Origin of the sequence: Agrobacterium sp. LMR679, from assembly GCF_027157905.1 — a bacterium.
In the GTDB taxonomy this organism is placed as follows: Bacteria; Pseudomonadota; Alphaproteobacteria; order Rhizobiales; family Rhizobiaceae; genus Agrobacterium; species Agrobacterium leguminum.
In genome coordinates this window covers 811706-835620 of the sequence record NZ_JAPVOJ010000001.1, presented here as the reverse complement: position 1 = coordinate 835620, position 23915 = coordinate 811706, and the positions used below count along the sequence as shown (strand labels likewise).

The following is a 23915-nucleotide window of genomic DNA, read 5'->3' as shown; positions in this document are numbered from 1 at the left end:
AAGTGTCGTGGTGTCGTCGGTTCAAAACCGGATGGCGGCCGCAGCCGGCCATCCGGTTTCGGTGTTTTTAAAGCGAAGCGGTGATGCCGCCGTCGACATAGAGAATATGCCCGTTCACGAAGGACGAGGCATCGGACGACAGGAAGATGCAGGCGCCGACAAGCTCCTCGACCTTGCCCCAGCGACCGGCGGGCGTGCGCTTTTCAAGCCATGCCGAGAAGGTCTCGTCCGCCACCAGGGCCGCGTTGAGCGGCGTATCGAAATAACCGGGTGCGATGGCGTTGCATTGCAGGCCGTATTTGGCCCAGTCCGTCGCCATGCCTTTCGTCAGGTTGCCGACGGCGCCCTTGGTGGCGGTGTAGGGCGCGATGCCGGGGCGGGCAAGCGCGGTCTGAACGCTGGCGATGTTGATGATCTTGCCACGGCCGCGGCTGATCATGTGGCGCGCGGCCGCCTGTCCGGCGTGGAACACCGAGGCGATGTTGGTCTGCAGCAGGCGCTCGAAGGCATCCGCCGGAAAATCCTCAAGCGGCGTGCGGTGCTGCATGCCGGCATTGTTGACCAGAATATCGATGGCGCCGACTTCCGCCTCGAAACCGTCGATAGCCTTGCGCACCGCTTCATGATCGGTGGCGTCGAAGGCAAGCGTTTTGGCGCCCTTGATGCCGGCGGCGGCGGCTTTCAGCTTCGCCTCGTCGCGCCCGTTCAGCACCACTTCCGCTCCCGCTTCCGCCAGCCCTTGCGCCAGCGCGAAGCCGATGCCCTGGGACGAACCCGTGATCAGGGCGCGGCGGCCGGAAAGATCGAACAATTTAAGGCCCACTGTTTCCTCCAGTCTCTCGACATTGCATTCATACAGGTTTATGTTATCGATAACATTCATCCCTTTCAGACGTGGATGTCAAGGCTTAAACGCCCGGTATCGGTACGGATCGGGCGGTTGGGGAGGCCGCACGACGTGCAAATGCGCGGCAGGCGGGTGTGACAGGGATGCGGATTATTTTGTCGCGCCGCTCAGGCACGATGTCGAACGGGAGATATTTATGAGAGCGATTGTTGCCCATGGGGCAAAGGATGTGCGCATCGAGGAGCGGCCGGAGGAAGCGCCGGGGCCGGGAGAGGTGCGGCTTCGTCTGGTCCGGGGCGGAATTTGCGGCAGCGATCTGCATTATTACAACCATGGCGGTTTCGGCGCGGTGCGGCTTCGTGAACCCATGGTGCTCGGCCATGAGGTCTCCGCCGTCATCGAAGAACTGGGCGAGGGCGTGGAAGGGCTGAAGGTCGGCGGTCTGGTTGCCGTTTCGCCGTCGCGCCCATGCAGAACCTGCCGTTTCTGCCAGGAGGGCCTGCACAACCAGTGCCTCAACATGCGCTTTTATGGCAGTGCCATGCCTTTCCCGCATATTCAGGGCGCTTTTCGCGAGGTTCTGGTGGCGGACGCCCTGCAATGCGTGCCGGCCGATGGGCTCAGCGCCGGCGAGGCCGCCATGGCGGAGCCGCTGGCGGTGACGCTGCATGCCACGCGCCGCGCCGGCGATTTGCTGGGGAAACGCGTGCTCGTCACCGGTTGCGGCCCTATCGGCATTCTGTCCATTCTGGCGGCCCGCCGTGCCGGCGCGGCTGAGATCGTCGCCACAGACCTTTCGGATTTCACGCTCGCCAAGGCGAAAGAAGCGGGTGCGGATCGTGTCATCAACAGCAAGGAGGAACCCGATGCGCTTGCCGCTTACGGCGCGAACAAGGGCACTTTCGATGTTCTCTATGAATGCTCTGGCGCCGCCGTGGCGCTTGCCGGCGGTATTGCGGCGCTTCGTCCGCGCGGCATCATCGTCCAGCTCGGTCTTGGCGGCGATATGAGCCTGCCGATGATGGCGATCACCGCCAAGGAGCTGGATCTGCGCGGCTCTTTCCGCTTCCACGAGGAATTCGCCACCGGTGTGGAATTGATGCGCAAGGGCCTGATCGACGTCAAGCCCTTCATCACCCAGACCGTCGATCTCGCCGACGCCATCTCGGCCTTCGAATTCGCCTCGGACCGCAGCCGCGCAATGAAGGTGCAGATCGCTTTTTCGTAAGCAAGGTTTCTACGCGCGAATGTGCCGACGTTTCGATCGGCGGCGGGTCATCCCGCCGCCGATTTTTTATGGGCGGTTTTCCGCCCGCCTCCATGCGATGGCGATGTTATCGATATCATCGATGAGTATGAAGGTATGGACGCAAGGCGGTAATTCCATCAAGTCCACGCTTGATTGCCGTCATACCGGCCCTGAGCCGGTATCCAGCCAGCCCAAGTCCTTGGGCTGAAATGACTCCTCTCGCCGCGCAGACGCGCGTCGGCTGGATTCCGGCTCAGGGCCGGAATGACGGACGAAGAGTGACGGACCCCAGAAAACGCCCAGCCTGTCACAAAGCCCCAACACGATCACCGCATATTTTGCCCCAGGCTGCACCCACGACCGTCTTTACGGGCGTCGTCTCTGCCCATTTGCACATTTTGACGCAGGTCAAAAAGGTGATTTGCCGCCTGCTGTTTTTTGCGTTATCGAAATTTCAGAAATTACTGAAAATTCAGGAAGTGAAGAAATGCCAACCAGCCTGTCCCCGCTCGTTCAGTCCTTCGTGCTGCATTTCGGTGAGATGGGCAGCCGCTGGGGCATCAACCGCACCGTCGGTCAAGTCTATGCTTTGCTTTATATTTCGCCGCAGCCGCTGTGTGCGGACGAGATTGTGGAGGCGCTCGGTATTTCCCGTTCCAACGTGTCGATGAGCCTGAAGGAGTTGCAGGCTTGGAACCTTGCAATTCTCAAGCATTTTCCCGGCGACCGGCGCGATTTTTTCACGACGCCTGACGATGTCTGGCAAATTCTGCGCACCCTTGCCGAAGAGCGCAAGAAGCGCGAGATCGATCCCACGCTCAGCGTGCTGCGCGAAATTCTGATGGAAACGCCGGAAAACGAAGATGAGCGGCATGCGCAAAAGCGCATCGACGAGATGAAGACGCTGATCGAGCAGCTGACCGGCTGGTATGACGATGTGAAGCGGCTGGAGACGGAAAGGCTGGCCTCGCTTCTGGCGCTCGGTTCGAAGGTCACGAAGCTTCTGGAGGCCAAGGACAAGATCGTTTCCCTCGCCAGACCCCGTGGCGCGAAGAAGGACGGGTGAGGAGATCGGCCGTGAGCATGTCCGTGGAAATCCGCCAGGGGGCCGATGGTGACGGCGCAGCCTGTCCTGCACCGGTTACAGTCTTGCCCGGTGCAACGCGTCGGCGCTTCTTCGGCAACCGCAATCGCAAAACCTCCCACGACAGGGCCGCCGGTCGGGTGAAAATGACACGCTCGCCGGCGGTTGGGAGATCCGTGGCTCTGCTACATGTCCTGGCGGCTTTGCTCTGGCTGCCGCAGGCAGGTTTGCTTGCCTTTTCAGTCGGAAGAATTGCCGATGGCGCGCCGATGATGGCGATCGTGCCGGCTGCGGCTGCGGTTCTCATCCTCGGCCTCATCAAGGCATGGCTGGAAAAGATCGCGGCGCGGCTGTCGTTTCGTGCCGCTCGCGCGGCGCTGTCGCAGCGGCGGCTGGAAGCGCTGGTGCCTTATCTTTCCCGTTTCCAGCCGGCGCGGATGAAGGCGACCGTCGTGCCGCTGGTTTTTGTGCTGGCGATCCTGCCCTTTACCTGGATTGCAGCGCTGGTGTTGCTGCTCGCCATGCCAACCATCCCGCTTTTCATGGCGCTCATCGGCTGGCAGGCCAAGGCCGCCAGCGAGAAGCAGCTTGCCGAGACGGGCAATATGAATGCCTTCCTGCTCGATCGCCTGCGCGGGCTGGAGACAATCCGCACGCTTAAAGCCGTCGATCTGACGGCGGAGCGTCTCAGCGCCGATGCGCAGAACCTCAAGAAGCGGACGATGGCGGTGCTCAGGATCGCCTTTCTCTCCTCGGCGGTTCTGGAGCTTTTCGCAGCGCTCGGCGTTGCCATGACCGCCGTCTATATCGGTTTTCATCTGCTCGGTTTTCTCGATTTCGGGGCCTGGGGCCACAAGCTGACGCTTGCCGAAGGCCTCTTCATCCTGCTGCTGGCGCCGGCCTTTTTCGAACCGTTGCGGGAACTCTCCGCCGTCTGGCACGACCGCGCGGCCGGTGAAGCGGCGCTTGATGCGCTCGGCAAATTGACGGCCGGCGGTGCGACCATCGCGGGCGAGGGCGTGGACGGGGCCTCTGTCCCATCCCCGACGCCCGGCCTGCTGGAGATAGCTAATCTCTCCTTCGCTTATCCGAGCAACCCACCTGTCATCCAAAATCTCAACCTGACGGTTCAACAGGGTGAGCGGGTAGCAATTCTTGGGCCTTCTGGTTGTGGCAAATCCACTGTACTCTCCTTGATTGCCGGGCTGGCCGAGGCTGGAGAGGGCTCGATCAGGATCGGCGGCGTCAAGCTCGATAATGCGACGGCGGATGGGCTGCGCAGGACGATTGGCTGGGTCAGCCAGAAGCCGTTCTTTTTTGCCGGTTCGCTGAAGGCGAATATTCGCTTCGGCCGTTCGGTTGTCACTGAGGGCATGGTGGAAGAGACGCTGCGTCGCACCGGGCTCGATGGCTTGTCACATGCGCGCCGGCATCTGCAGATCGGCGATGGCGGATATGGAATCTCGGGCGGGGAGGCGGTGCGGCTTGCCATTGCGCGTGCTTTCGCTGACCCCGCAACGCAGCTTGTTCTGGCCGATGAGCCGACAGCCCATCTCGACCGGGAAACGGCTGCTCTCGTCACGGATAACCTGCTGCAACTGGCAAATGGCAGGACATTGATCGTCGCGACCCATGATCCGGTGCTTGCGGCGCGCATGGACAGGATCGTGGATATGACGGCGATCCATTCGAGGGGGCAGCCATGATCGCGCGTTTTGCGATATTGAAACCCATTATCGGCCTGTTCTGGTCGGCACGGCGCGGCATGTTGATGGCGGGCGCGGCTCTGGCGGTAACGACGGTGCTGGCGGGCATCGGTCTTCTCGGCGTTTCCGGCTGGTTCATCACCGCAACGGCGATTGCCGGTCTTCTGCCGGCAACGGCCTATGCTTTCGATGTCTTTGCGCCTTCGGCCGCCATTCGCCTTCTGGCGCTGGCGCGCACCGCCGCCCGTTACGGCGAACGCATGACGACCCATGACGCCACGCTTTCCGTGCTTGCAGCCCTTCGGGAAAAGCTGTTTCGCGGCTTTGCCGCGCCGCAGGCCGCGAAATCCCTGGAGGCGAGGCCTGCGCGCCTGCTGAACCGGCTGACGGCGGATATCGATGCGCTGGATTCGCTCTATCTGCGGGTGCTGGTTCCCGCTGCCGTGGCGGTCCTTGCCGCAATTGCGACAGGTCTCGGGCTTGCTTTTCTCCATCCTCTGGCGGGCATTCTGGCGGCGGTTTTCCTCATCGCGGCGGGGCTTGGAATTTCGGTTCGCGCCGCCTTGCGGGCGGAAACATTCTCGCGCCGCCGGGCAATCGGGCTGGAAGCCCTTCGAGCCCGCACGGCCGATCTCATGAGCGGGCAGACGGAGCTCTTGACCACCGGCCGCCTTTCCGCGCAGGTCGCGGCGGTGAAACGGGCGGATGATTACCTCTCTGCCTGCGATGATACCCTGAACCGCATCGAGACCAGTGCCGGTTTTTCCTTCGGGGTTTCAGCGGCCGTTCTTTTGAGCGCCGCCCTTCTCGGCATGGCCTGGCTTGCGGAACAGGGGGCGGTGAGCGCGCCGGCCGCGGCGCTCGGGCTGCTCGTCTGTTTTGCCGCGCTGGAGCCTTTTACGGCGCTTCGTCGTGGGGCGATGGAGCTTGGGCGCACGCTGTTTTCCGCAAGGCGCATCGCGCCGCGTCTTTCAGCAACGGCTGAGGGCCGCTGTCCCGTCGCGCCGGTCAACGGCATGGCGGCAGAGCTCAAAAACGTGCGTCTGGAGCGGGAAGGGAACGACAATCCGGTCCTGACGAATATCAATCTTGCAATCGCCTCCGGGGAACGGGTTGCGATCATCGGCCAGAGCGGCGCGGGCAAGACAAGCCTCATCCAGCTTCTGGCGGGTGAATTGCGGCCGGTTGCGGGCACGGTCAACGCCCTGCCGTCCACCCTGATGACGCAGCGCAGCCAGCTTTTCCGCGACAGCATCGCCGACAATCTGCGGCTTGCGAAACCCGCCGCAACCGGGGCCGAGTTATGGGACGCGCTTGAGGCGGCAGGCCTTGCCGAACACGTCAAATCCCTGGCCGCCGGGCTGGAGACAAGGCTTGGCGAGGCGGGCCAGGGGCTTTCCGGTGGTCAGTCGCGCCGGCTGGCGCTCGCCCGTTTCCTGCTGGCTAACCGGCCGCTCTGGCTTCTCGACGAGGTGACGGAAGGGCTGGATGGCGAAACCGCCCGCGACGTGCTCACCCGGCTGTTTGCGAGGGCAGAAGGAAAGACAGTCGTGATGATCACCCATAATCGCCGCGAGGCTGAATTTGCCGATCGCATCATCGTGCTGAAAGAGGGGCGTCAATTTGATGAATGTCAAAGCGGCACCCCGGAATACGGCGTAGTGCTGGAGACACTGCGCCCGGACTGAGATTTTTTGAGAGCCGGCGTCGTCTTGAAAATGGAAGGCCGGCCTTCCGGAAAAGGTGGATAGGACTATGGAACTCGACATAGTGGCGCTGTCGCGCCTGCAATTTGCAGTGACGGCTTTATATCACTTTCTGTTCGTTCCCCTGACGATCGGACTGTCGGTGGTGATCGCCATCATGGAAACGGTCTATGTCATGACCGGCCGCACGGTCTGGCGGCAGATGACGAAATTCTGGGGCACGCTGTTCGGCATCAACTTCGTGCTCGGCGTTTCCACCGGCATCGTCATGGAATTCCAGTTCGGCATGAACTGGAGTTATTACAGCCATTATGTCGGCGATATTTTCGGTGCGCCGCTGGCGATCGAAGGCATGATGGCCTTCTTCCTGGAAGCCACCTTCGTAGGGCTGTTCTTTTTCGGCTGGGACAAGCTGTCGAAACTCGGCCATCTCGTTGCGACATGGTGCGTGGCGCTCGGTTCGAATTTTTCGGCGCTGTGGATATTGATCGCCAATGGCTGGATGCAGAACCCCACGGGCTCCGCTTTCAATCCCCAGACCATGCGCATGGAAGTGACTGACTTCTTCGAGGTCCTGTTCAACCCGGTTGCGCAGGCGAAGTTCGTCCACACGGTTTCCGCGGGTTATGTCACGGCCTCCATCTTCGTGCTCGGCGTTTCGGCCTGGTATGTGCTGAAAGGCCGTCATGTCGATCTCGCCAAGCGTTCGATGACGGTTGCCGCCTCCTTCGGTCTGGCGTCCGCGCTGTCGGTCGTCGTGCTGGGTGATGAAAGCGGCTATCTCTCCACCGAACACCAGAAGATGAAGCTCGCCTCCATCGAGGCCATGTGGGAAACCGAGCCGGCCCCGGCTCCCTTCACGGCCATCGGTTTTCCGGATCAGGAAGCGCGCGAAACGCATTTCGCCGTGAAGATTCCGTGGGTGATGGGCCTCATCGGCACCCGCTCGCTCGACACGCAAATTCCGGGCATCAACGATCTGGTGGAGCAGGCCAAGACCCGCATCCGCGACGGCATCAAGGCGTATGATGCGCTGATGCAGATACGCGCCACCGGCAAGGGCGCGGCGTTGCCGGAAGAGGTGCGCGGCACCTTTGCCGAACTCGGCCATGAGCTCGGTTATGCCCTGCTGCTGAAACGATATGTCGACGATCCGCGCCAGGCGAATGAAGAGCAGATCGCCAAGGCGGCGGCAGATACCATTCCGCATGTGCCGACCCTGTTCTGGTCGTTCCGTATCATGGTTGGCCTTGGCATATTCTTCATCCTGCTGACGGCGACGTTCTTTTATCTTTCGGCCCGCCGCCGGCTGGATCATTATCCGTTGCTGCTGAAAGTGGCGGTCTTCGCCATTCCCCTGCCGTGGATCGCTGCGGAAATGGGCTGGGTGGTGGCCGAATTCGGCCGTCAGCCATGGATCATCGAGGGCGTGCTGCCCACGGCCGCGGCCGTCTCCAGCCTCAGCGCTTCCACGGTCCTCATCACGCTCCTGTGTTTCATCGCCATCTACACGGTGCTGTTCATCGTCGAAATGGGGCTGATGCTGAAGGCGATCCGCAAGGGGCCCGAGCCGGACCATGAGCCGGAAGCGCCGCTCGTTCCTGAAAAACTCGTCGCTGCGGAGTAAACGATCATGATATTGCACCAACTCATCGACTACGAAATTCTCCGTGTCATCTGGTGGCTGCTGCTTGGCGTGGTGCTGATCGGTTTTGCCGTGACCGGCGGTTTCGATCTCGGCACGGGCGCGCTGCTGCCCTTTGTGGCGAAAACGGATATCGAGCGGCGTGTCGTCATCAATTCCATCGGCCCGGTCTGGGAAGGCAATCAGGTCTGGCTCATCCTTGGCGGCGGCGCGATCTTCGCCGCCTGGCCGCCGCTTTATGCGGTGTCGTTTTCAGGGTTTTACCTGGCGATGTTCGCCACCCTGTTTGCGCTTATCCTGCGGCCGGTCGGTTTCAAATATCGCTCCAAGCGTGAAAGCACCGCCTGGCGCACTGGCTGGGACTGGGCGCTCTTCATCGGCGGCTTCGTTCCCGCGCTGATCTTCGGCGTGGCCATCGGCAATGTGCTGCAGGGCGCTCCCTTCCACCTCAATGACGACCTCAGAATTTTCTATGACGGCACGACGCTGTTCGAGCTTCTGAACCCCTACGCCATCCTCTGCGGCCTCGTATCCGTCGCCATGCTCATCATGCACGGTGCGGCATGGCTGGTGCTGAAAACGGATGGTCCGGTCGCGGCCCGCGCGCGCAGTTTCGGCAGCATTGCGGCCCTTGCCACCACCGTTCTTTTTGCGCTCGGCGGCGTCTTTCTGTGGCTCGGTGTCGATGGCTATCGCTTCACCTCGGAGGTCGTGACCGACGGTCCGTCCAATCCGCTGTCGAAGACGGTGGAGGTTGCGGGCGGTGTCTGGTTTGCCAATTATGCGGCGCATCCCTGGATGATGCTGGCGCCGGCGCTCGGTCTTGTCTTTCCGCTCGTCGCTTTCGTCTTGCTCCGGGCCTGTAGGGAAGTGCTGGCGTTGCTTTCCAGCTCGCTCGCGATTTTCGGCATCATTTCAACGGTGGGGCTGACGATGTTTCCCTTCATCCTGCCGTCTTCGGTCGATCCGAAATCGAGCCTGACGGTATGGGATGCGTCGTCCAGCCATATGACACTGTTCATCATGCTGGTCGTCGCCCTCATCTTCATCCCGATCATCGTCGCCTATACGTCATGGGTCTATCGCGTGCTGTGGGGCAAGGTGGATGAAAAGGCGATCCGCGACGACAGCGGTCATGCTTATTGATTGAGAAAGAAGGAGATCGAACATGTGGTATTTTGCCTGGCTGCTCGGCCTGCCTCTCGCCGCCATCTTCGCCGTCATGAACGCCATGTGGTATGAGCTGATGGAAGAAAACGCGAAAAAGGCCGAAGCGAAGCTGGATAAATAGGGCTTTGGCGGAAGCCTCTCTTCCGTCATGCCGGATCCGGTCCGGGGTGACGGAGTGCGGATGATGTAACTCCGCCAGATATAAAAGGGCGGCATCCGGTTGGGATGCCGCCCTTTTGGGTACACAGCCGTGCGTGCGATGCGCGGCGTCAGTGGATCGCGATGCCGCGCTTGTCCGCTTCTTCCTTGATGATGTCTTCAACGATGGCCCTCTTGAGATTTGGATTTCCCAGAAGATAGTCGTCGGCGATCTCGAAGATCGATTTCGGATTCTCGGTCCTGTGCAGGGTGTCGAGGTCCTGGCCGATCTGCTCTCGAAGGCTGGAATAGTCGTCCATCACGGCGCTCCCGTTTATCGGTTCAATCCAGAAGGTCGGCTGGAACCTTGCCGCCGTTTTCGGACAGTTTCTTGATGACGGCCTTGTGCAGCCAGATGTTCATGGTCGCCGAATCCGAGGTGTCGCCGGTATAGCCGAGTTCGCCGGCCAGTTCCTTCCGGGCGCTGAGGCTGCTGTCGAGATTGAGCGCTTTCAGAAGGTCGACGATCGAATGTTTCCAGTCGAGTTTCTGGCCGTTCTGCTTGACCGCCGCATCCAGAATCGAAGCGACGTCGACATTGCCGGTGGGAGCCGGAGCCGCGGCTGTCGGAGCAGGTGCTGCCGGTGCGGCCGGGCTTGCCGTGGGTGCCGGCGTGCCGGCCGGAGCCGAAGTCTGCGGTGCGGCCTCGGCCTTGCCGAAAATAGCGTTCTTGATCTTGTCGAAAAAGCTCATGGTGTCCTCTCCTTAGCGGCGAAATGCCCGCCCGACGGCGATGAGAATGCAGGCGCCGATGAAACCGGCGATGAGATAGCCAATCCAGCCTCCGAGCGAAATGCCCACGAGCCCCAGAAGGAAATTGGCGACGATGGCGCCGACAATGCCGAGGATAATGTTCATGAAAAGACCCATATTGCTTTTCATGAACTGTTCGGCGAGCCAACCGGCTACGCCGCCGATGATGATTGCTGCAATCCAGCCAACTTGTGCGTCTTCCATAACAAGCCTTTCCTTTGTGAGAGAGGTCCGCAGGCATATGGACAGGCTTTTGCGCGCACTGATCCCCCCGCCTTGAATAGACCTCAGGCGGAGCAATAACGACGATATGGGCGATTGGTTCCGTGCGGCGAACCATGCGCCGCATATTCTTTAGCTCTGGCTTTGAAAGTCGAGGCCGATATCGAGAACCGGCGCGCTGTGGGTCAGCCAGCCGACGGAGATGAGATCGATGCCGGTTGCGGCGATGGCTGCGGCCGTCTGCGGATTGATACGGCCCGACGCTTCGGTAATGGCGCGACCGGCGACGATCCCCACCGCTTCGCGTAGCTGTTCGGGCGTCATATTGTCGAGAAGGACCGCATCGACGCCCTCATCCATGACTTCGCGCAACTGCGCAAGCGTATCGACCTCCACCTCGATCTTGACGAGATGCCCCACGCCCTGCCGGGCGCGGCGGATGGCGTCGCGCACGCCGCCGGCCACGGCGATATGGTTGTCCTTGATGAGAACAGCGTCATAAAGCGCAAAACGGTGGTTCGTGCCGCCGCCGGCGCGCACGGCATATTTTTCCAGCGCTCTCAGCCCCGGCGTCGTCTTGCGGGTGCAGGCGACCGAGGCCCTGGTGCCGGCAATGGCGGCAACGATTTTTGCGGTGACGGAAGCGATGCCCGACAGGTGGCCGAGGAAATTCAGCGCCGTGCGCTCCGCCGTCAGAAGGCCGCGCGAGGGGCCTTCGATCGTTGCGATGATATCGCCGGGTGCTACGGCGGCCCCATCCTGCAGATGCCGTTTCATCACGATGGCCGGATCCACGAGCTGGAAAGCGAGTTCCGCCGCGTCGAGACCGGCAATAACGCCCGGTTCGCGCGCGGCCATGACGACGACCGAGCGATGATCGGCTGGAATCACGGCGGCGGACGTGATGTCGCCCGCCAGCCCGAGGTCTTCCACAAGGGCGTTGCGCACGAGCGGTTCGATGATGAGGCGTGGCAGGGGTGAAAGGGTCATGTCAGGCGCTCCGCGCGAGGCTGGCCGAAGAATGGCTGGAAGAGGAAAATTCATGGGCGATGGCGAGGACGTCGCTGAGGTTCAGCCTGCGCCTTGTCGCCGTCGCATGTTTTTCAGGGAAATCGTCGCGGAAATGCGCACCGCGCGATTCCGTGCGCAGCGCTGCAAAGACGGCGATGGCCAGCGCGACAAGGGCAGGATCGGATGCCGGCCCGTTCCGCTCAGCCAGTGGCAGAAGATCGCGGATCGCGCCCGTCAACCCTTCCGCATGTCTTACGATGCCGAGATGGCGGGAAACGATGGGCCGGACGGGGGAGAGGTCGGCTGCCGGGAAATCGGGTACGGGGAGCGTTGCGATATCCGCTGCCTGTTTTCCCGCATATGTCTGCCTGCCGGCAATGTCTTCAGCCGCGCGCATGCCCATGGCCGCCGCTTCCAGCAGGGAATTGCTGGCAAGCCGGTTTGCGCCATGCAGACCCGTGCAGGCGGTTTCGCCGGCAACCCAAAGGCCCGGCACCGAGCTTTGGCCTCTGCCATCGGTGGCGACGCCGCCCATATGGTAATGCACCGCCGGGCGCACCGGAACGAGCTCATGGGCCGGGTCTATCCCGGCTTCGCGGCAGAGCAGGTCGATCGAGGGGAAGCGGGCGGAAAAGCCGGAGCCGAGCGCCTTGCGGGCATCGAGAAAGACCTTGCCGCCGCGCAGGATTTCGCGGTCGATGGCGCGGGCGACAATATCGCGCGAGGCGAGTTCCGCACCCGGAACGGCAGCCATGAACCGTTCGCCGTTTTCATTGAGAAGCAGCGCGCCTTCGCCCCGCACCGCTTCGCTCACCAGCGCCAGCGGCCGTCTGGGCGAGGAAAGCGCCGTCGGATGGAATTGCACGAATTCCATATCGGCGAGGATGGCGCCGGCGCGGGCGGCGAGCATGATGCCCTGCCCGAAATTGCCGGAAGGATTGGTCGTCGCCTCATAAAGCCCGCCGAGGCCGCCGGTGGCGAGAACGACCTGGCTTGCCGGCAAAGTGAAGCAGCCTTTTGGCCCGATGCAGGCAAGACCGGTGATGACGCCGTCTTCCGTCAGCAGGCGGCGAACCTCCGTGCCTTCCAGAACTGTAATGGACGGCGTGCGAAGAACGGCGGCTGCAAGTGCCCTCACAATCGTCGCACCCGACCCGTCGCCTTCGGCATGGAGAATGCGTCGTCGGCTATGGGCGGCTTCCAGCCCGAACACATAGTTGTCTGAGGCGTCACGGTCGAAGCGAACGCCCGCCCGCTCCAGTGCATCGATGACGGCGGGGGCAGCGGATATAATCTCAACTGCCAGATCTTCATCGCAAAGGCCATCGCCCGCAGCGAGCGTATCGGCAAGATGCAGGGCCGCGCGGTCATCTGGACCAAGGCTGGCGGCAATGCCGCCCTGCGCCCAGGCGCTGGACGTCTCGCCGCCGAGAACGCCGCGCGTGAGAAGCAGCACGGGCTGCGGCGCAAGCGTCAGCGCCGCCATCAGGCCCGCAATGCCGCTGCCGACAATGACCGTCCAGCCCGTATGCGACGGGAGGCGTTCGCTCATACTTCCAGCATCCTTTCCACGGCGCGGCGGGCGGCGACAGCGATGGCGGGGTCGACCGTCACTTCGTGGCGGTTTTCCTCCAGCGCCGTGCGGATATTGCCAAGCGTGATGCGCTTCATATGCGGGCAGAGATTGCAGGGGCGGATGAATTCGACATCCGGGTGATGCACGGCGACATTGTCGCTCATCGAGCATTCCGTCAAAAGCACCACGCGGGCGGGGCGCTCGCGGCCGACATAATCCGACATGACGGCGGTGGAGCCGGAAAAATCCGCAGCCTCGACGACATCGGGCGGACATTCCGGATGCGCCAGCACGGTGACGCCCGGATGGCTTTCGCGCAATTCGCGAATATCATCGGCGGTGAACAGCTCGTGCACCTCGCAATGGCCGCGCCAGGCGATCAGCTCGACATTGGTTTCCCGCGCCACGTTCTTCGCCAGATATTCATCCGGCAACATCAGCACGCGGGGCACGCCGAGCGATTCCACCACCTGGCGGGCATTGCCGGAGGTGCAGCAGATATCAGACGCCGCCTTCACCGCCGCAGACGTGTTCACGTAGGTTACGACCGGAACGCCGGGATAGGCCTTGCGCAAAAGCGAGATGTCCTCGGGCGTGATGGAATCGGCCAGCGAACAACCGGCGGCCATATCCGGAATGAGCACGGTTTTTTCCGGATTGAGCAGCTTTGCCGTCTCGGCCATGAAATGCACGCCGGCCAGAACGATGACATCCGCTTCCACCTCCATCGCCTTGCGGGCAAGGGCGAGGCTGTCGCCGACAATATCGGCGACGCCGTGGAAGATTTCCGGCGTCTGGTAATTATGGGCGAGGATGACGGCGTTGCGCTTGCGCTTCAGCTCCAGGATCGCCTCCACATCGTCCTGAAAGCCCATCCATTCGGCCTTGGGAATGACGCGGGCAACGCGGTCGTAAAGGCTTGCGGCGGAAATCTGCTCGTTCACGGTGCTCTCCCATTTATACTCTTTTTGAGTATATCTAGGGCAAAGACATATTCTCATAGTGAGCATATGTCAATTGCGGGAGAGTGGCAGTTTCGTTCCGGAAAGGGCGCGTTCATCGAGAACGGTCTGGCGGAAGCGGAAAAGCTTTGCCGGGCGTCCGCCGGTTTCGGTCGCCATCTCGCCGGTCTCTTCCACCAGCTGCTGCTGTTCGATCAGCCGACGGAAATTCTGCTTGTGCAGGGTCAGCCCGGCCAGCGCCTCGATGGCGCGCTGTAGCTGCAGGAGCGTGAAGGCGTCGGCCATCAATTCGAACACCACGGGACGATATTTGATCTTGGCCCGCAGACGCGCGATGCCGGTGGCAAGGATGCGGCGGTGATCGGCAAACATCGGCCTACCGAAATTGATCCGCGGTTCGCCCTGCGCCTCTTCGACCAGCCCGGCTTCATACAGCAACTCGTAACGCTGCAGGGTCAGCTCCTCGTTCCAGCCGCCGCCATCGAGGCCGAAGGTGAAATCGGCCCGCAAATGGCGCTGGCTTTTGGAGGCGGGATCGGAATCCGCCCAGGCGCGCAGCCTGTCGATGATGCTGTCCAGAACTTCCGGGCGTCCCTGGCGATGATCCTCCCAGGGGAAATATTCGTACCAGCCGTGCCAGAGCGGGCGTTTGCCGCCGGAGGCTTCCTGTTCGCGAACCAGCCCGAGATAACCGATGGAGATGGTTCTGCCGCCTAAAATGTCGTTATTGCGGTCGCGATCGGCGAAAGTATAGAGCTGTTCGAGATAACCGACGGGGTGATGAGTCTGTTCGTGAATCCATTCCCGCAAGCCGCTCTGGAGCGTTCTGTGCCCGAATTCGAATGGTCCCGACGGAAGCGCTGCACCTTCCCGAACGGTCATGACCCGCGGCTCATCCGTGGTGATGGCGGTGACGACGGCGATGAGTTCGGCATGGGCAAGCCCGATGGTCACGGCGGCTCCTCTGGTCGTTGGCGCAAGATCAATCTTCTTTGGCACAGGAAGGTTGCTTCGCCAACATGGCGACCGAAAAGGGTTGTCGATAATCCGCCGACCGCAAAACCGCGTCGCATCAGACAAAAGGATGAATTCTTGTGGTTAGCCGTCTATCGTCTGGTATGTTACAGACCCGCACAAGCATTTCAGACGGGTAGAAGGCCGATGTTGGAGAATATATCGCTGGAAGAGACACTTGTAGGTTATTATAGCTGGAACATCGGGCAAAACCTGATTTATCTCGATGCCGTGGCCGCTCACCTGCGCGAAGTTTCCCCGATAAGGCCGCCTGCGGCATTCCCGTCGAACATTTCATCGCGCAGATCGAAAGCGGCTCGCGGGCGCGTGTCGCCAAGGCGGTTTATAATTCGCTGACAAATGGCGTGTTTTATGACCAGGAATACCGCATTCAACTCAAGGCAGGCGGTTTTCGCTGGCTGCGGACAACGGGACGGGTAATCCTGGACAGCGACCGGATTCCGATCATGGCCATGGGTACGGTGCGGGATGTGAGTGCAGGCAAGGTTTTGTTGATGTGACATGCGGCCGTTCTCTTTCGTAGCGAGACGGCCAGTTTATTTTATGTCGTTCATTGTTTTGATGTCGCGGTGACATGGTCCGGCAGATCGCAATTTTGCTGTTTCAGATCGTCCTGGCCATCGGCCTCGGCATAGCCGGCATCCGCATCGCCTCGCTCGTCAATGGTGAGGCGACCCCGGCGCCAGCAGGCCTTGCTGCCAATACGGAACTGCTGTGGACGACCTCACCGGTGCGGGTCGATCCGCGTAGCCAAAATTACGAGCGCATTCCGACGCCTCCCGATCTTTATCCGCTGAAAATGCATGCGGACCAGCGCCTGCGCGTGATTTCCAGCAGCCGCTTCACCTTCAAGGGTAAGGAATTCCGCCTCGCCGGCGTGGAGGATGTTGAGCGCAACCGCGTCTGCACCGGCCCCGACGGCCGCCGTTACGCCTGCGGCCTCAACGCTTTCAAAGCGCTGGAGAACCGGCTGCGCGGCAGATATCTGGAATGTCGGACGGTGGAGGAGGGTGGTGCTGGCGGTTCCGTGGAGTGCCGGATCAACGGGCAGGATGTGCGGGCGCTGCTGCAATAGGCGATCGGCTCGAACGGCTTGTAAGATGCGCGCAAGCGACTGGCCGAAGGGAGGCTATTTTTTGTCCTGCAAGGTTTGGTGGAGCTAAGCGGGATCGAACCGCTGACCTCTTGCATGCCATGCAAGCGCTCTCCCAGCTGAGCTATAGCCCCATAAGGGTTCCGGCATTTCTTCCGGTTCCGGGAACCGAAGCGGTTGTTGTTCCGTTCGGTGGCGGCTTACTACTGCGGCTTTCCGACGAGTGCAAGCATAAAAAACGGCCCGGCGTCATTTTTTTGTCGTCGGGCCGAATTATCAAGTAAAATCAAGCTTCTTCGTCGTCGCCCGATACGCCGATGATGCCGGACATGTCGTCGTCGTCATCTTCGTCGTCGGTTTCGAGGAAGGTGTCGTCGTCATCGTCGATTTCGACGTCATCGTCGTCGCCGAGATCGGGGATATCGTCGCCGTTGCTGTCGCTATCGGCATCTTCCAGCGAGACGAGTTCGACTTCCGTGTTTTCGGTATCGACTTCCGCCACTTCTTCTTCTTCAGCCTGCTCCATCTTGGCCTGGGCGGTGCTTTCCTCGAAGAAGGAGAGCGGCCAGGACTTGCCGGTGTAGGGAGAAACGACCGGATCGCGGTTCAGATCGTAGAACTTCTTGCCGGTATCGGGGTCTGTGCGCTTGGTACCAAGTTCCGCTTTTGCCACTGTCTAAGCCTCAAATTGTCGAATGAGTTTCGGTGTGTACGCCGTAAAACCGGCATAGACGGTAAAATTTATAGCCGGTCCCCTTAATCGTTGCGCTCTTTCGTGTCAAAGACAAACTTCGGGTGCCGCCCGCCTCGGCGCAACCCCGATGCGGGGATGCTGATATAAATAGGAAGGCGTTGCGCACTCTATTATATGAATGACGAATGCACAGGCGGAAAGCTTCATGACCTTCACGATCGCCATAGACGGGCCGGCTGCGGCGGGCAAAGGAACCCTGTCGCGCAGGATTGCCGAGACCTATGGTTTCCACCATCTCGATACCGGGCTGACCTACAGGGCAACCGCCAAGGCGCTTCTGGATGCCGGCCTGCCGCTCGATGATGAGGCCGTGGCTGAGAAGATCGCGCTGGAAGTCGATCTTGCGGGGCTGGATCGCGCCGTTCTTTCCCGGCACGATATCGGTGAGGCCGCATCCAAAATCGCGGTGATGACGCCGGTGAGGCGCGCGCTCGTGAAGGCGCAGCAGCGTTTTGCCGCAAAGGAGCCGGGCACGGTGCTCGACGGCCGCGACATCGGCACGGTGGTGTGCCCTGAGGCGCCGGTGAAGCTTTACGTCACGGCCTCTGCGGATGTGCGGGCGCGACGCCGTTACGATGAAATTCTGGCCAATGGCGGCAGCGGCGATTATGATGCCATTTTCGCTGAGGTGAAAAAACGCGACGAGCGCGACATGGGCCGCGCCGACAGCCCGTTGAAGCCGGCTGAAGACGCGCACTTGCTAGATACGTCGGAAATGAGTATAGAGGCGGCGTTTCAGGCCGCGCGGGCGATCATCGACGCCGCCCTGAGGAAATAGGTTTTTCGCGGAACCGCTTCATTTCGGTCCGCGTTTAGTCCGGAATTGCCTGAAGACATGTCCTTGCGCCGGAAAGCCTTTTGAAAAGGCGGGCATGGGTTCGGGTATCAACAACACTAGCCCACCGGCGCTTTTGTATTCGCCCTAGTGCGGATGCAACCAGGAGATTTCATGTCAGTATCTACCCCCACGCGCGAAGATTTCGCAGCGCTTCTCGAAGAATCCTTTGCCTCTAACGATCTTGCCGAAGGCTATGTTGCCAAGGGTATCGTAACGGCAATCGAGAAGGACGTTGCCATCGTCGACGTCGGCCTCAAGGTTGAAGGCCGCGTACCGTTGAAGGAATTCGGCGCGAAGTCCAAGGACGGCACGCTGAAGGTCGGCGACGAAGTCGAAGTTTACGTCGAGCGCATCGAAAACGCTCTCGGCGAAGCCGTTCTGTCGCGCGAGAAGGCTCGCCGCGAAGAAAGCTGGGTCAAGCTCGAAGCCAAGTTCGAAGCTGGCGAGCGCGTCGAAGGCGTTATCTTCAACCAGGTCAAGGGTGGTTTCACCGTCGATCTGGACGGCGCTGTTGCCTTCCTTCCGCGTTCGCAGGTCGACATCCGTCCGATCCGCGACGTTACCCCGCTGATGCACAACCCGCAGCCCTTCGAAATCCTCAAGATGGACAAGCGTCGCGGCAACATCGTTGTTTCGCGCCGTACGGTTCTCGAAGAGTCGCGCGCCGAGCAGCGTTCTGAAATCGTTCAGAACCTCGAAGAAGGCCAGGTTGTTGACGGCGTCGTCAAGAACATCACCGATTACGGTGCGTTCGTTGACCTCGGCGGCATCGACGGCCTGCTGCACGTCACGGACATGGCATGGCGCCGCGTCAACCATCCTTCGGAAATCCTCAACATTGGCCAGCAGGTCAAGGTTCAGATCATCCGCATCAACCAGGAAACCCACCGCATCTCGCTCGGCATGAAGCAGCTCGAGTCCGATCCGTGGGATGGCATCTCCGCCAAGTACCCGGTTGGCAAGAAGATCTCCGGTACGGTCACGAACATCACCGACTACGGTGCATTCGTTGAGCTGGAGCCGGGCATCGAAGGCCTGATCCACATCTCCGAAATGTCCTGGACCAAGAAGAACGTCCATCCCGGCAAGATCCTGTCCACGAGCCAGGAAGTCGACGTTGTCGTTCTCGAAGTCGATCCGTCCAAGCGCCGTATCTCGCTCGGCCTCAAGCAGACGCTGGAAAACCCGTGGCAGGCATTTGCCTACAGCCATCCGGCCGGCACTGAAGTCGAAGGCGAAGTCAAGAACAAGACCGAATTCGGTCTGTTCATCGGCCTCGAAGGCGATGTCGACGGCATGGTTCACCTGTCGGATCTCGACTGGAACCGTCCGGGCGAGCAGGTCATCGAAGAGTACAACAAGGGTGACGTCGTCAAGGCTGTCGTTCTCGACGTTGACGTTGAGAAGGAACGCATCTCGCTCGGCATCAAGCAGCTCGGCAAGGATGCTGTCGGCGAAGCCGCTTCTTCCGGCGACCTGCGCAAGAACGCAGTCGTTTCCGCTGAAGTCATCGGCGTCAACGATGGCGGCATCGAAGTGAAGCTCGTCAACCACGAAGACCTCACCTCGTTCATCCGTCGCGCTGACCTTTCCCGTGACCGCGACGAGCAGCGCCCTGAGCGCTTCTCGGTTGGCCAGGTTGTCGACGCCCGCGTCGTCAACTTCTCGAAGAAGGACCGCAAGGTCATGCTTTCGATCAAGGCTCTGGAAATCGCTGAAGAGAAGGAAGCCGTCGCACAGTTCGGTTCGTCCGACTCGGGCGCTTCGCTCGGCGACATCCTCGGCGCGGCTCTGAAGAACCGCGGCGAATAATCGCTTCGATCTTTGAAATGAAGAACCCGCCGGAATTTTCCGGCGGGTTTTTTATTGGTTTCAGTTCGCACCGGCGAACGGGCAGCGGCGCGTTTCTCAGAGCATGCCGCTCATCTTCAGATAATAATTTTCCGCGCTGTCGTCGGAAGCCACCGTCGTCGGGCTTTCCTGCGTGTCGATCCCGTCATTGGCGGCGATGCGCTCCTCTTTTTCGTCCTGAGCGTCGGAATTATCAGCGCCGGCCTCGGCCTCGCCGTCCGTCTCATCCTCGGAAAACGGGCCGCCTCCGCGCGGCGGCGTTTCCGATTCATAGTCCTCATCCGCCGGCGGATAGGCGACGAGCGGCAGCGGTGTGCCGTCCTTTACCAGAGCCGCGGCGATCAATGATTGCGAAGCCGATTGCTCCAGCATCGCCATCCTCGCTTCCGGGTCCAGCATGGCCCGCGGCAGCGGCTGGGCTTCGGGGCGATGGGTCGCAGTTTCCGTTTCCTCACCCGAGGGGCGGGCGGCGGCTGCTGCGAGGTCCGATTTTTCGGCGGGCTGATCATCGGGCGGTTGCTGCGCAACACCCTGCGGCGCGGGCGGAGGCTCTTGCGTGCCGGTCGGCTTGAGCGGAAGTTTGCCGGCGGTGGCGGCAAGCAGCAGGCTGTTCACGGTCTCGGCCTCGTCTGCGAACAAACCGGATGGCGGGGTAAGGCCCGTGCGGATTTCTTTCTGCTCCGGCTTCATCGTCTCCCGATGCGGAAGGGCAGGGCGGGCTTCGCCGGTTTCGGCGCGGGGCGGATTTGCTGCGCGGGCCTCGGCCGATACTTCCTTCATCGCGCTGCCGGTTTGTGTCGGAAGCGGACGTGCCGCGTTTTCGGCTCTTCCATCCGGCTTTGCGGCATTGGTCTGCGTATCATGTGTGTCGGCAGGCGGGGTGGAGAGCGTGGGCCGGGGGTCCAGTTGCGCCGTCAGCGCCGCCACCGTTGCTTTCATCGCTGCGCCACTGAGGGCGAGCGGCCCGATGAGCAGCGGCAGGAGCCGGCTGACGGTGGCGGAATTTGCCGCCTGCGCTGTCGCGGCCGGAGACGGGCGAGCTTCCGCATTCTGGCCCGGTGCGTTCTGCTGTTTCGGCTGGGCGGATTGCGTGGGGGCGGAATTGGAGGAATTGTTCTGCTGATAGGAGGAAACCACCGCCTTTGCCGCAAGGTCCGTTCCCTTGTAACGGGAAAGCTCGATCAGCAGCGCGAGGCGGGCAGCATCCGGCCCGGTCGGCTGTTTCAGGATTTCGGCAAGCATTGAAAGGGTCAGGCCCTGCAGGGCCTTGCCGACCTGCTGTTCCAGCGCCAGACGTTGTGGCGCGGGCAGGGTGCGGAGCGCCTCCGTCAGCCGCGTCACATAGGTTTCGATCGCTTCGCCGTCCCGCCGGGGCAGGTTCATCAGCTTGCCGAGCGCTTCCGCCAGAACGGCGGTGCTGCGCGAGAGTTGAAATTCGCTGGTAAGGGAGGCGATTGCCGCGCGGGCAAAAAGGCTGCTGTTTTCAGGGGCGGGAGCGTTCGGTTGCGGCGGCTTAGTCTGTTTCACCTGCTCGCGCGGTGTCAGTGAAACCGTGGTTCCATAGGCGGCATCGGTTGCCGCAATTTTCGGTACAGGCGGTAACATGCTGCGCTCCGTTTCTATCGGTGACCGCCGCTGGCTGCGAAAGGGCCAATCCCCATTGGCTCTGTGATCCGCTTCTGGCTTGAATGTTGAAAAATCGCCGCGCCGGTGATGGACAGGTGTCATCTCGCCCGCTCATGCGGGAGCGCCGTATACGCTTCTCGCCGCAATGCCGGTTGCAGCGCATACAGAATCATCAGGCTCAATCTTGGCTTGCAGATATTAAGATTTGGCTAACCAAGGAATTGCGCGTCCGGTCAGGGCGAAACGCCGATGAACATGCGGTAAAGGCCGTTATCGTCGGAATTGACCGAGGAAATATGGTCGGGATCGCTGGGCGCCGTCTCAAAAGCTTCCGGCGGCATGGCATCGAGCCAGCTTGCCTTGGGAAGGTTTCGTTCCGGTTGAATGTTGACGGGGTCGATGAGGCTGTCTTCCTCAGCGGGCGCGGTGAAGGCCGCGTCATCCGGAACGAGCGACGGGGCGGCCATGGATAGCAGCGCCTGCCCCGCATTGGGTTCCGTGTCGTAAACGGCGTTGCCGGATAGGCCGGAAATATCGTTCATGTCTGAACTCACATCATGTTTCGCTCAAGTGACGATCGGAAGCGGCAATCATGCCGCCTTTTTCTTCAGCAGTTCATAAAGGCCATTGTCGTCGATCGAGATCGGCAAAATGGCGTTGCGGGTGTCTTCGACAAGCGCCTGCGCATCGAGCAGCTTTTCGCCGTCGTCTTCCGCATCGGCAGGATTGGTGCCCGCGTCTGTCTCCGTCGGCTCATTTTCGTTTTCCGCCGGGGCGGCTTGCTCAGCAGGCGCAGCCGCAAGCACGGTGATCAGGGCCGTTTCCGACGATGTGTCGGCCGGCGCCTGCGGATCGACGCCTTCCATTTTTTCGTCGCCGGAAGCATCGATATGCTCCTTCACGACGTCCTGAAGCTCCTGCACGTCTTCAAGCTTGCCCTGCGCATCGCGCGCCTGGATATCCTGTTCCCGCTCGGCCTTCACCTCGGCATCGTTGATTTCGCCGATACGATCCTTGCCGCGTTCGGCCTGCAACTCTTCCCTGGTTTTGGGATCGGCGACATCTTCGAGACGCTGGATGACCTTCAGGGTTTCACGCGTCATGAAGCGGGTGCCCTGCGCCTGTTCGTCCAAGGCATCCTTCACGGCGCGCGCCTCATCGCCATAGGGGTTGGCGATGGCGGAGATCATCTGCCGGGCGGAGACGCCCAGTTGTTTGAGGCCGGTCGATTCTTCCAGATCGTCGACGTTTTTCGGCAGGGTCGCGCGCGCCGCCATGATGGCTTTCGACATCTGCTCGCCGAAATCCTCTTCCGTGCCTGTGAGGCCTGCACCCTTTGCGATGCGGGCGGCAAGGGCGGCCATCGGATCGGTCTTGCTGTTGACGCCATTGTTCAGCACGTCCACGACCTCAGCCTCGGAAACACCGAAGGATTTCAGGGAAATCTTCGTGGCTTTCCCCTGCGCATCGGTTTTTTCGAAACTGTCGGTCAGGGTCAGCGCATCCTGAAGTCTTCGCGCGAAGGAAAAGCTCGATTCGTCCTTTTCCTGTGTGATGCCCAGCGCGGAGGAAAAACGGGAGACAAGCGAGGCGAAGGCATCGGCATCCGGCTTCATGACGCCGAAGAGATAGGCGCTTATCTTCTCATTGGCGGCGCGCTGGCTTTCGTCCGGCTGCGGGTTCGTCTTGACCGCATCGTCCTTTTTGGTGCCGTTGGCCTTTTCCTGCTCTTCGCGCTGGCGTTCCTCGATGGTTTCGACCATCGAGCGCATGAGGTCGCTGACTGCAATGCCCGCCGTCTGCTGTAGCGGAGTAATCATCCCTCAAAGTCCCCGGCCGCCCAAAGTTGCGGCCGAGAATAGGCAATTCTGGTAAATCAGTGCTTAAAGCAGATGCGAGCTCGCTCAACTATGGGCGAAAATATCGGTTTCTTCCCAGCCGAGGAGATCGAGCTTCGCGCGCGTCGGCAGAAAGGCGAAACAGGCGTCGGCATGCTCGAGGCGGCCGTCACGCACGAGACGACCTGTCAGCTTGTCGCGCAGCGCGTGCAGGTGCAGCACGTCGGAGGCGGCATATTCGAGCTGCGCCGGCGACAGGGTCTCGGCCGCCCAGTCGGAAGATTGCTGGGCCTTGGAAATATCGACTTCCAGCATTTCCTTGAGGTTATCCTTCAGCCCGTGCCGGTCCGTATAGGTACGGGTCAGCCGCGAGGCGATCTTGGTGCAGAAGACCGGCGTTGTCGTCACGCCGAAGGTGTGGAACAGAACGGCGATATCGAAACGGCCATAGTGAAAGATCTTCTGGCGGGCGGGGTCGGCAAGCATCCGCACGAGGTTCGGTGCTTGCCTCTGGCCGGCGGCGATGCGAATGACGTCCGCCGTGCCGTCGCCCGGCGAAAGCTGAACGACACAGAGGCGGTCGCGGCGCGGCACCAGTCCCAGCGTTTCCGTATCGATTGCGATGGCGCCGATGTAACGCGCGGCATCTTCGGCGGAAATATCGCCCTCGTGGTAACGGATGGGTGCTGCCATGTCCTGCTCCAGAAATTCCAGTTTCCTGCTCCGGCTATAACGGAAAGAGCAGCGGGAC

At 61.2% G+C, this 23915-nt stretch carries 25 protein-coding genes and 1 tRNA gene; 12 read left to right on the top strand and 14 right to left on the bottom strand.

What is annotated here, in order from left to right; translation table 11 throughout:
• Positions 1-67 precede the first annotated feature (67 nt).
• Positions 68-823: an SDR family oxidoreductase gene (locus tag O3W47_RS03920; protein ID WP_137453373.1), complete on the bottom strand. Its 756-nt coding sequence runs from the start codon at positions 821-823 to the stop codon at positions 68-70.
• Between the two features lie 220 nt (positions 824-1043).
• On the opposite strand from O3W47_RS03920, the gene O3W47_RS03915 reads away from it, so the two are divergent.
• The 7 genes from O3W47_RS03915 to cydX all read left to right on the top strand — a co-directional run bounded on the left by O3W47_RS03915 (position 1044) and on the right by cydX (position 9528).
• The gene (locus tag O3W47_RS03915) at positions 1044-2075 is read left to right on the top strand and encodes an L-idonate 5-dehydrogenase (protein ID WP_269313040.1); all 1032 of its coding nucleotides are present in this window, start codon (positions 1044-1046) and stop codon (positions 2073-2075) included.
• Positions 2076-2583: 508 nt separating this feature from the next.
• Complete coding sequence (locus tag O3W47_RS03910) at positions 2584-3162, top strand: GbsR/MarR family transcriptional regulator (RefSeq protein ID WP_003522458.1); 579 nt, start codon at positions 2584-2586, stop codon at positions 3160-3162.
• Between the two features lie 17 nt (positions 3163-3179).
• On the top strand, positions 3180-4886 hold the full coding sequence (gene cydD / locus O3W47_RS03905; protein ID WP_269313708.1) for a thiol reductant ABC exporter subunit CydD: 1707 nt from the start codon (positions 3180-3182) through the stop codon (positions 4884-4886).
• Positions 4883-6574: a thiol reductant ABC exporter subunit CydC gene (cydC, locus tag O3W47_RS03900; RefSeq protein ID WP_269313039.1), complete on the top strand. Its 1692-nt coding sequence runs from the start codon at positions 4883-4885 to the stop codon at positions 6572-6574. The genes cydD and cydC overlap by 4 nt, the downstream gene beginning before the upstream one ends.
• A gap of 67 nt (positions 6575-6641) precedes the next feature.
• On the top strand, positions 6642-8219 hold the full coding sequence (locus O3W47_RS03895) for a cytochrome ubiquinol oxidase subunit I (protein WP_269313038.1): 1578 nt from the start codon (positions 6642-6644) through the stop codon (positions 8217-8219).
• Between the two features lie 6 nt (positions 8220-8225).
• On the top strand, positions 8226-9383 hold the full coding sequence (gene cydB / locus O3W47_RS03890; protein WP_269313037.1) for a cytochrome d ubiquinol oxidase subunit II: 1158 nt from the start codon (positions 8226-8228) through the stop codon (positions 9381-9383).
• Positions 9384-9405: 22 nt separating this feature from the next.
• Complete coding sequence (gene cydX / locus O3W47_RS03885) at positions 9406-9528, top strand: cytochrome bd-I oxidase subunit CydX (RefSeq protein WP_003508602.1); 123 nt, start codon at positions 9406-9408, stop codon at positions 9526-9528.
• Between the two features lie 148 nt (positions 9529-9676).
• Here the strand turns inward: cydX and O3W47_RS03880 are convergent, their stop codons facing one another.
• The 7 genes from O3W47_RS03880 to O3W47_RS03850 form a co-directional block, all read right to left on the bottom strand.
• A complete protein-coding gene (locus O3W47_RS03880; RefSeq protein ID WP_003522463.1) occupies positions 9677-9865 on the bottom strand; it encodes a hypothetical protein in 189 nt (62 codons plus the stop codon).
• A 22-nt stretch (positions 9866-9887) separates the two neighbouring features.
• On the bottom strand, positions 9888-10298 hold the full coding sequence (locus O3W47_RS03875; RefSeq protein WP_127757849.1) for a DUF3597 domain-containing protein: 411 nt from the start codon (positions 10296-10298) through the stop codon (positions 9888-9890).
• A gap of 12 nt (positions 10299-10310) precedes the next feature.
• Positions 10311-10562: a GlsB/YeaQ/YmgE family stress response membrane protein gene (locus O3W47_RS03870; protein ID WP_003522465.1), complete on the bottom strand. Its 252-nt coding sequence runs from the start codon at positions 10560-10562 to the stop codon at positions 10311-10313.
• A gap of 150 nt (positions 10563-10712) precedes the next feature.
• Positions 10713-11570, bottom strand: a complete 858-nt coding sequence (gene nadC, locus O3W47_RS03865) for a carboxylating nicotinate-nucleotide diphosphorylase (RefSeq protein ID WP_137453369.1) — start codon at positions 11568-11570, stop codon at positions 10713-10715.
• Between the two features lies 1 nt (position 11571).
• On the bottom strand, positions 11572-13143 hold the full coding sequence (locus O3W47_RS03860; RefSeq protein WP_269313036.1) for an L-aspartate oxidase: 1572 nt from the start codon (positions 13141-13143) through the stop codon (positions 11572-11574).
• Positions 13140-14111 (bottom strand): quinolinate synthase NadA, encoded by a 972-nt coding sequence (gene nadA / locus O3W47_RS03855; protein ID WP_269313035.1) that lies wholly within the window; start codon positions 14109-14111, stop codon positions 13140-13142. Before nadA ends, O3W47_RS03860 begins: the two co-directional genes overlap by 4 nt.
• A 69-nt stretch (positions 14112-14180) precedes the next feature.
• Complete coding sequence (locus O3W47_RS03850) at positions 14181-15083, bottom strand: NUDIX hydrolase (RefSeq protein WP_003522469.1); 903 nt, start codon at positions 15081-15083, stop codon at positions 14181-14183.
• Between O3W47_RS03850 and O3W47_RS03845 the strand changes: the two genes are divergently transcribed.
• The 3 genes from O3W47_RS03845 (at position 15063) to O3W47_RS03835 (ending at position 16239) form a co-directional block, all read left to right on the top strand.
• Entirely contained in the window at positions 15063-15500 is a 438-nt protein-coding gene (locus O3W47_RS03845; protein WP_269313034.1) for a hypothetical protein, read from the top strand. The genes O3W47_RS03850 and O3W47_RS03845 overlap by 21 nt on opposite strands.
• Positions 15422-15664, top strand: a complete 243-nt coding sequence (locus O3W47_RS03840) for a PAS domain-containing protein (protein WP_331283556.1) — start codon at positions 15422-15424, stop codon at positions 15662-15664. Before O3W47_RS03845 ends, O3W47_RS03840 begins: the two co-directional genes overlap by 79 nt.
• Positions 15665-15738: 74 nt before the next feature.
• On the top strand, positions 15739-16239 hold the full coding sequence (locus O3W47_RS03835; protein ID WP_059756926.1) for a hypothetical protein: 501 nt from the start codon (positions 15739-15741) through the stop codon (positions 16237-16239).
• 76 nt (positions 16240-16315) lie between these two features.
• On the opposite strand, the gene O3W47_RS03830 is transcribed toward O3W47_RS03835, so the two are convergent.
• A tRNA-Ala gene (locus O3W47_RS03830) sits at positions 16316-16391 on the bottom strand.
• A 152-nt stretch (positions 16392-16543) separates the two neighbouring features.
• Complete coding sequence (locus O3W47_RS03825; RefSeq protein WP_269313033.1) at positions 16544-16930, bottom strand: TIGR02300 family protein; 387 nt, start codon at positions 16928-16930, stop codon at positions 16544-16546.
• A gap of 199 nt (positions 16931-17129) precedes the next feature.
• Between O3W47_RS03825 and cmk the strand changes: the two genes are divergently transcribed.
• Together cmk and rpsA are read left to right on the top strand one after the other, a co-directional pair.
• Positions 17130-17789 carry a (d)CMP kinase gene (cmk, locus tag O3W47_RS03820; RefSeq protein ID WP_167857113.1) on the top strand — a complete coding sequence of 220 codons (660 nt, stop codon included), beginning with the start codon at positions 17130-17132 and terminating at the stop codon, positions 17787-17789.
• A gap of 171 nt (positions 17790-17960) precedes the next feature.
• Positions 17961-19661, top strand: a complete 1701-nt coding sequence (gene rpsA / locus O3W47_RS03815) for a 30S ribosomal protein S1 (protein ID WP_003522474.1) — start codon at positions 17961-17963, stop codon at positions 19659-19661.
• Between the two features lie 96 nt (positions 19662-19757).
• On the opposite strand, the gene O3W47_RS03810 is transcribed toward rpsA, so the two are convergent.
• The 4 genes from O3W47_RS03810 to O3W47_RS03795 form a co-directional block, all read right to left on the bottom strand.
• A complete protein-coding gene (locus O3W47_RS03810; protein WP_269313032.1) occupies positions 19758-21305 on the bottom strand; it encodes a hypothetical protein in 1548 nt (515 codons plus the stop codon).
• 254 nt (positions 21306-21559) lie between these two features.
• The gene (locus tag O3W47_RS03805; RefSeq protein WP_080819987.1) at positions 21560-21868 is read right to left on the bottom strand and encodes a hypothetical protein; all 309 of its coding nucleotides are present in this window, start codon (positions 21866-21868) and stop codon (positions 21560-21562) included.
• Between the two features lie 48 nt (positions 21869-21916).
• Positions 21917-23146, bottom strand: coding sequence for a hypothetical protein (locus O3W47_RS03800; protein WP_137453364.1), 1230 nt, complete (start codon positions 23144-23146; stop codon positions 21917-21919).
• Positions 23147-23230: 84 nt separating this feature from the next.
• Positions 23231-23857 (bottom strand): ribonuclease D, encoded by a 627-nt coding sequence (locus tag O3W47_RS03795; protein WP_137453363.1) that lies wholly within the window; start codon positions 23855-23857, stop codon positions 23231-23233.
• Between the last annotated feature and the right edge of the window lie 58 nt (positions 23858-23915).